This is a genomic window from Secundilactobacillus similis DSM 23365 = JCM 2765 (genome assembly GCF_001311075.1).
Lineage (GTDB): Bacteria > Bacillota > Bacilli > Lactobacillales > Lactobacillaceae > Secundilactobacillus > Secundilactobacillus similis.
Map to the genome: position 1 here is coordinate 1 of NZ_BBAD01000128.1, position 5453 is coordinate 5453.

General features: G+C 52.3%; 9 protein-coding genes. All 9 read right to left on the reverse strand.

Features of this window, described 5'->3' with window-relative positions:
• Positions 1-62 precede the first annotated feature (62 nt).
• Positions 63-761, reverse strand: coding sequence for a dihydropteroate synthase (gene folP / locus JCM2765_RS18465; protein ID WP_263849489.1), 699 nt, complete (start codon positions 759-761; stop codon positions 63-65).
• Positions 755-1207 carry a hypothetical protein gene (locus tag JCM2765_RS18470; RefSeq protein ID WP_225352143.1) on the reverse strand — a complete coding sequence of 151 codons (453 nt, stop codon included), beginning with the start codon at positions 1205-1207 and terminating at the stop codon, positions 755-757. Before JCM2765_RS18470 ends, folP begins: the two co-directional genes overlap by 7 nt.
• On the reverse strand, positions 1207-1800 hold the full coding sequence (locus JCM2765_RS15820; protein ID WP_054737510.1) for a non-canonical purine NTP pyrophosphatase: 594 nt from the start codon (positions 1798-1800) through the stop codon (positions 1207-1209). Before JCM2765_RS15820 ends, JCM2765_RS18470 begins: the two co-directional genes overlap by 1 nt.
• A gap of 1 nt (position 1801) precedes the next feature.
• Positions 1802-2917 (reverse strand): bifunctional folylpolyglutamate synthase/dihydrofolate synthase, encoded by a 1116-nt coding sequence (locus JCM2765_RS15825; RefSeq protein WP_162231433.1) that lies wholly within the window; start codon positions 2915-2917, stop codon positions 1802-1804.
• On the reverse strand, positions 2842-3117 hold the full coding sequence (locus tag JCM2765_RS17505; protein WP_162231434.1) for a hypothetical protein: 276 nt from the start codon (positions 3115-3117) through the stop codon (positions 2842-2844). Before JCM2765_RS17505 ends, JCM2765_RS15825 begins: the two co-directional genes overlap by 76 nt.
• 5 nt (positions 3118-3122) lie before the next feature.
• Positions 3123-3692: a GTP cyclohydrolase I FolE gene (gene folE / locus JCM2765_RS15830; RefSeq protein WP_082405182.1), complete on the reverse strand. Its 570-nt coding sequence runs from the start codon at positions 3690-3692 to the stop codon at positions 3123-3125.
• A complete protein-coding gene (gene folK / locus JCM2765_RS15835) occupies positions 3682-4116 on the reverse strand; it encodes a 2-amino-4-hydroxy-6-hydroxymethyldihydropteridine diphosphokinase (RefSeq protein ID WP_225352144.1) in 435 nt (144 codons plus the stop codon). Before folK ends, folE begins: the two co-directional genes overlap by 11 nt.
• A gap of 60 nt (positions 4117-4176) precedes the next feature.
• Entirely contained in the window at positions 4177-4542 is a 366-nt protein-coding gene (gene folB / locus JCM2765_RS15840) for a dihydroneopterin aldolase (protein WP_054737512.1), read from the reverse strand.
• 91 nt (positions 4543-4633) lie between these two features.
• Positions 4634-5179, reverse strand: coding sequence for a hypothetical protein (locus tag JCM2765_RS15845; protein ID WP_156301831.1), 546 nt, complete (start codon positions 5177-5179; stop codon positions 4634-4636).
• Positions 5180-5453: the final 274 nt, after the last annotated feature.

Below are 5453 nucleotides of genomic sequence, written 5' to 3' on the forward strand. Positions count from 1 at the left end.
AAGCCCGGGGCTTTCACCTTTTTGCTCTTACACGCCGCTCTCAAACCGTTTTGCTCCGCACTCTATACCAACCAATACCCCTCCCCAATCCGCTTCAACAAAGTCACCATCTGCCGAGTCTCCTTCACATCATGTACCCGGATGATCCGACCGCCATTTAAAATCATAGCCGTCTCACTCACTAAGGTCATTGGGAGTCGTTGGTCCTTTGGGATGTTCAATAAGGTGCCCATGTAGCCCTTTCTTGAAACAGCGACCATCATTGGGCGGTTAAGATCGTTGAATTTACCAACGTTGTTCATGATGACGTAATCTTGGTCGTCATTTTTCACTTTAGTATCGGCGTAACCCAGTCCCTGGTCGATAGCGATTCGGTTACGGTCGATGCCGGCTGCCGTTAAGGCGTTGAGGTTATCTTCGAAGAACTGGTGCATTTCCGGCGTCATGACCTTGAAGTCGAATTGGCGGCCGTTGAGCATCGTGAGCAAGCCCACGTTACTCTTGGCCATCAGCGCTAACTTCGCTGGGTCATCCGTAAAGCTGTTCACATCGTTGATGATCGACACCCCAGCATCGATTGCGGCCTGCATCACCGGCACCTTGTAGGTATCGATAGCCAATACCGCTTCGGGGAACCGCTTCATGATGGCATCGATGTAGGGTACCGTGCGTTCGATTTCCAGCTCCGGCGTAATTTCAGTGTAGCCCGGCCGCGTGGTTTGGCCGTTCACTTCGATCACGTCCGCGCCCGCCGTCAGCATGTCTTCCACGTGGCTAACACCGCGTCCATCGTTTGGTAGCGCCCGCCATCGTAAAATGAATCCGGCGTGATGTTCATGATGCCGTAAACCATGGGTTGGTCGCGCAAATGGAACGTGTGCGCACCAGCTTGCCAGTCTAACGTATAGCTAGCCAAAATGGCGTCTAACGTTGCTTGTAACTGGGGGTCATTCGGAAACCAAGTTGACCAGTGTTCCGTCAACAACCGCAGTCCTGGTAGCGTCACTAACGCCGTCAGTTGCTGTCCAGCAGATTGAACGATGCCGTCAAGTTGCCGCAGTCGTTGACTCAGTGCGGTTTGTTGTCCCTCAGTTAATTCACTGGCCGTTAAAACGATCCGCTCCTGGTCTTGGGCTAATTGAAATAGTGCCGTGCTAGCGAAGTCGCTCGCTTGGCTTAGTTGGTGAGTCGTGTCTTGAATTTTCATTAAAGAACATCTGCTCCTTTCAATTGGGCCACCAGGTCAGCGGCTGCCCGCCCCCGGTGTGTCATCGGTAATCGTTGATAGTCAGGCAATTCCGCTAACGTTTGCGTCAGGCCAGTCGGTTGGAAAATACGGTCAAAACCGCTACTCTGATCCCCCCGACTCGCTTCAGTGATCGTCCCGCCAACCTGCCCCGTTGCGATAAACGGCGCCTGGTTTGGCACGATGGCCACCAGCGTACTCATCATCAGCGCCTGCCGGTCAGTTTCGCCGGCTAAAGCCGCTAATATCGCTTGATTCGGACTCAACTGCCGATTGGCCTGTAGATCACGCTTGGTTGTCACGCCGAGTTGATCCGCCAGTGCCGCAACTTCCAGCCCGCTATCATCCGCAATGACCCCTTGATCGGTAAATGCCGCCAGAAAGCGGGCTTTCAGCAACGCATTTTCGCAGTACCCGGTTGTCGTTTCCGCTGGAAAAATCAGCTTCGGCACCACTGTCGTATACGGTACCGCTTGAAGGCCAGCTATTCGTAAGCAGTCAATCAAGTCTTGCGTTTTAAACGCGTTATTTGACGCAATTAACCATTGGTTCACGCTAATCAGCTCCAATCGCTGCCAGTTCTCGGGCCACGTAAAACGACCCACTCACGACAATTATATCGGCTTTCGTCCAATTTTGCTGGGCTGACGCAAGCGCCGTTGGCATATCGGACATTGTTTGCACATTGAGTGTTGGCGCCAATTGTTGAATCTGCTTGGTCAGTTCAGCCGCTGGCAATGCTCGCTGGGGATTAGCCGGCGTCACTGTGAAGATCTGCTTCGCCGTCGGAATCAACGTCTCCAGCATCTCTGTAACGGCTTTATCCGCCAAAACGCCCAGGATCCAAATCACGTGTTGGCCAGGCACCATCGCCGTCAAGCTGCTGACCAGTGCCCGCATCCCATCCGGATTATGCGCCACATCGACCAACGTTAACGGCGTTTGCTTTACCTCAGTCAATCGGTCTGGGAGTTGAATCTGTTGCAACCCGGTTCGAACCGTATCATCACTGATTACAACGTGTTGTTGCCGCAAAACCGCCACCGCCGTCAAAACCAGCGCTAGGTTCTGCGCCTGAAATTGACCGGTGACGTTCAACTGTAGCTGAGACCAGTCAAACAGGTCGCTGTAACCCGTGATCACCATGTGAGTTGGCGTTAACTGGTCAATCGTCATTGTTGCAGTCGGTGCAACCAACCGAACGCCTTGCTGGTCAGCTTCCCTTTGTAGGACCGTCAACGCGTCTGGCGCTTGATCTGCCAGCGTCACAGCCACCGTGCCAGGTTTAATGATTTTCGACTTCTGGGTCGCAATTTTTGTGATTGTATCGCCCAGAATCTGGGTATGATCCAACGCAATTTTCGTAAACACCGTCAGTTGTGGTGCACTAATCGCATTGGTGGCATCCGTTAAGCCGCCCAACCCCGCTTCCAAAATGGCGTAGGTCACGCCTTCATTTTTAAACCAAATCAGGCAAATCAAAAACTGCCATTCAAAAATCGAGATATCCGTTGCCGCTAACCCTAAACGCTGGACCACCGGCAGAATTTCGGCGTATCCGTCTAAAAAGGCGGCTTCGCTGATCCACTGGTGGTTCACTTGGAGCTGTTCACGATCGTTGATGATGGCTGGACTGCTAAAACGGCCAACGCGGTACCCCTGCTGTTCCAAAATGGCCCCCAGCATGGCCCCCGTTGAGCCTTGCCATTGGTCCCCGCAATGTGGATCACGTGGTAGTGCTGTTCTGGGTGGCCGAGTGCCGCAACTAGCCGTTTTAACAACGGAACCCGATTGGTGTCTCCGACCAACCGGGCTTGATTAAACTGTTCAATTAACTGCTGATAAGCTTGATGTACCTGTTCTTGATTCAAATTAATCACCCGTTAATGCGTTGTAGGAATTCTGCTTTCAACTCGTGATCCGTTTTAAACGTGCCAGTGTAGTAACTGGTTTCGGTCTGACTGCCGGTCTTTTCAACCCCGCGCATCTCCATGCACATGTGGCGGGCACTGATTGAAATTGCAACGCCCTTTGGGTCCAAGATCCGGTTAAGTTCTTTAGCGATGTTCACCGTCAACCGTTCCTGCACATTGGGCCGCTTAGCGCAATAATCCACTAAGCGGGGAATCTTACTCAGCCCCATGACCCGCTGGTGGTCGGGGATGTAGGCCACGTGTACCGTGCCAAAGAACGGCAACAGGTGGTGTTCACACATTGAGTAGAAGGGAATGTCCTTGATCAACACCATTTCAGTCGTTTCATCGACTGGAAAGAGTTTGTAGTTATCAAATGCCGGTGCGGTCACCGACGAGAAAACTTCGCCATACATCCGGGCGACCCGGGCTGGCGTCTCCAATAATCCTTGGCGTTCAGGGTCTTCCCCAACCGCCTCTAAAATGAGCTTAACCGCTTGCTCTATTTTTGCTTGATTCGCTTCATTCATGATCGATCGTGACTCCCTTTACTTTTTTAATCCAGCTTAAATCCCGGTTCGCCCGCAAGGCTTGCGCCACTTGGTCGCCCACGACGGGATCATCACCAGTCAGTTCTTGAATAGGTAGCAGCACAAAATTACGTTCAGCCGCGCGAGGATGCGGCACGGTGAGGTTCGCCGTTTGAATCTGACGGTCGCCCCAATATGCAATGTCGAGGTCGATCGTCCGCGGTCCCCAGTGTTCGTGCCGTTCTCGGTGACCAGCTTGTTCAACTTGGTGCAGTGCTGCTAATAACGCTTCTGGGGCTAACGTTGTCGTTAGGGCCACCGCGATATTGTAGAAGTTCGCCTGGTCCAATTTTCCCCAGGGCTGGGTTTCGTAAACCGATGATACAGCTTCAACGGTGATACCGGTGGTTTGCCCTAATCGCACCACGCTTGTTGCAGCTGCGCCAGTCGGTCGCCCATGTTCGTCCCAACACTAAGATAGACGCGTTCAGTCACGTTGGTCACCCGCCACTTCAATTTCAACGTCGTCAAAGATGCCGGGCATCGGCACACTGTATTTGCGAATCTTCAACTCGATCCGCGTTGCCATCCGGTACTCCGCCAGCAACGTGCTCAGTAGTTCGTTAGCCAATGACTCGATCAGTTTATAGGAATGGCTATGTACAAATGCATCGATGGTCGTCCGCACATCCGCATAACTGATGGTTTCGTTCAGGTCATCATGGTGAACCTTCGTTTCAATTGGGTACGTCAGCGCCACGTCAATGGCTAATTGTTGCCCATTTCTGCGTTCCTCCGGTAACACGCCGTTAAAGGTGTGGAACCGTAAATTGTGAATCCGTATAACACCCATTAGTTGGCAACCCCCTCGTTGTCCAGTTAGTTTGTTCCTATTCTAGCACGTGCGTTGTGCTTTGCGGCGCTTGATTCTTAACATACCGCATCTAAGCGTAATTTAACAGCCGTTGGATCTGGTTCACATCCGTTAAGAGGTCCTGCCGCGCCGTTGCGTAGTGCTGTAGCGGCACTTTCAGTGAGCGGTGTTGTTGCGCTGCTCGAATGACTTGCCGGCCAACTTGCGCCACTTCGTCACAGTCGTAAACCGCCGCTGTGCCAACACTGATGTTGTGGCCGCGATAACCTTCGAACTTGTTTAAAATAACGGCGCGTTTCGCACTTAACTGCGCTGACCGTCGCTGAAGCTGGCGGGTCGGCGCTTGTTGCCGTCGTGCCCGTTGCACTAACTTATCCGTTGTCTGGATGGTCGCCTGAAAATTCGGCAATACCCACCGCCGCAGCGTCACACCGTCCAAGTCATGCCGTTGGGCTTTCAACTGGCTTTCAGTTTGATTTCGCGCACTGTTAGTCGTTGCGATCGGTTGACTGGCATCATCGTCTTGACTCTGTGCTTGATGCTGCGACGCGGGCTGACAACCGCTTAAAAGTAACCCTAAACTCGCTAGGCCAAGCACCCGATACACCACGTTCACGTTTTCCACCCCACTCTCACTTCGTTGAAATGCAATCCTTTTAATTATGTCAGATGTCTTCTGATAATGCCATGGTTTCGTTTGGGCGTCAATTGGTTTTTGTGGGGGGGAAAAAGCGGCGGGTTGCCCTCAGGGGTTAGACGTGTTCCGTAAAACTGGACATTATATGTGAGATAATCGCAGTAACACTGCCCAGTTCGATGATTAACGTATTGGTTATTTGATGTTGTTTCCTGTCCTCGAGACTAAACGTGCTCCACGAAGCAGAGAGCTC

What these genes read in the sequence shown, in the direction of transcription:
- folP (WP_263849489.1), bottom strand. Translation starts at nt 761, where the DNA reads ATGCTGACGGCGGGCGCGGACGTGATCGAAGTGAACGGCCAAACCACG.
- JCM2765_RS18470 (WP_225352143.1), bottom strand. Translation starts at nt 1,207, where the DNA reads ATGAAAATTCAAGACACGACTCACCAACTAAGCCAAGCGAGCGACTTC.
- folB (WP_054737512.1), bottom strand. Translation starts at nt 4,542, where the DNA reads ATGGGTGTTATACGGATTCACAATTTACGGTTCCACACCTTTAACGGC.